The organism is Chromatocurvus halotolerans, from assembly GCF_004340525.1.
In the GTDB taxonomy this organism is placed as follows: Bacteria; Pseudomonadota; Gammaproteobacteria; order Pseudomonadales; family Halieaceae; genus Chromatocurvus; species Chromatocurvus halotolerans.
The window spans coordinates 1-1,343 of the sequence record NZ_SLWX01000042.1; the positions used below are offsets into that span (position 1 = coordinate 1).

Here is a 1,343-nt window from a genome sequence, read left to right on the forward strand (position 1 = left end):
CCGCTCAAAAAATGAGCAGCGTAGCGGATTCAGTGGGTCAGTTTTGGACGGAAATTACCCCCTTGGGTGGGTCAATTTTGGGCGGCATTCAACAGCCATCTGCTCTGGCAGCCATGATCATGGCTTGTAGTATTTCCAGCCCACGCCGCTCCTGCGCCTGTCCCTGCAGTTGTTCCAGCGGCTGGCCCTCGCGGTGTACCACCGACTGCGAATTTGCCTGCGATGAGCCGTCCTGATGGTTCTGATACGCTTTCCACGCAAGGTATCCAGCTCCGGCGAGGGCCCCGTATTTCAGCACTTTGCCGCCCGTCTTTCGGCCTCGCTTCGACCCCACCAGCATACCCAAAGCCCCACCCCCGAGAAGGCTCTTTACGTCAATGCCACCTGTCGATTCCTGTTTGCCCTGTAACTGTGATGTAGAACTATCGACCATCTTGCCAACATCCATACCGGTACCGGAACCTTGGCCCGACGACTGGCCACCGGCCTGTTTCATCAACTGGTTCAGAATTGAGGATACGTTCATTGATCAAATTCTCCCATGGTTGTGCTTGAGGCCTCGAATGTGTGGTGGTTCCATGCCTAATCGTAAAAGTCGAGTACAAAATCTTAACCAGTGAAAGGAAATTCGAATTTTGAGCTACCGATACGCCGGGAGAATCGATTGCGCCACTGGTGTTTCATCGGAAAGAAACGCCGAGCATCGAAAGTCTACCATTCGCTGATATCAGGTGAAATCACTGCCTTTCGGGCCTGATCGTTTAACTTCGCTAAGCGGGAATCCCAGGGACGCATGTAGGGCAGCGCCCACATTATATCGCAGATACCGCACAGGGCTTTGCCCGCCGGTTACGCCAGTTACGGCGTCGCCGCGCCTTCACAACGGTCACTATCCAGAAGATGCACACATCGTTATCGACGAATGAACAGCCGCCTGGGCGGATGGTGAAATCCGATCATAAGAACGCGGTTAACTCAAGGCTCTGATAAGGCTTTGTCGGTAAGGGGCCTTGACGACCCATTTTATGGGTGGGGTCCAGGCGCTATAGCTTGCGAACGGCGAGTGCTGTAACGCTGTTGCACGCTGCGTCAGGACTATCGGTGATAACGAGTGCGATGAAAGTATCGTTGATCACATGCTGCGGAGATGATGCCATGTCAACATCCCAGGCAAATTGGTGCCGAAAAAAACTGTCCATTTTGTGCCTGTTTTTGACCAATGACGCGCCTAAAGCAAGCTGTTAGTTTCCTAGCAGTCTGTCGGACTCACGTCCGACAGACACGGTTTAAAGTCGTGGTAACGGTTCAAAGCTGTTAGTTTTGCTTCTGGTGGTTCTGAGTGC

Annotated in this window: 1 protein-coding gene; it reads right to left on the reverse strand. The window is 53.0% G+C overall.

Translation table 11 applies throughout. From position 1 onward, the window contains the following. Positions 1-88: 88 nt before the first annotated feature. A complete protein-coding gene (locus EV688_RS17310) occupies positions 89-526 on the reverse strand; it encodes a DUF533 domain-containing protein (RefSeq protein WP_117319742.1) in 438 nt (145 codons plus the stop codon). Between the last annotated feature and the right edge of the window lie 817 nt (positions 527-1,343).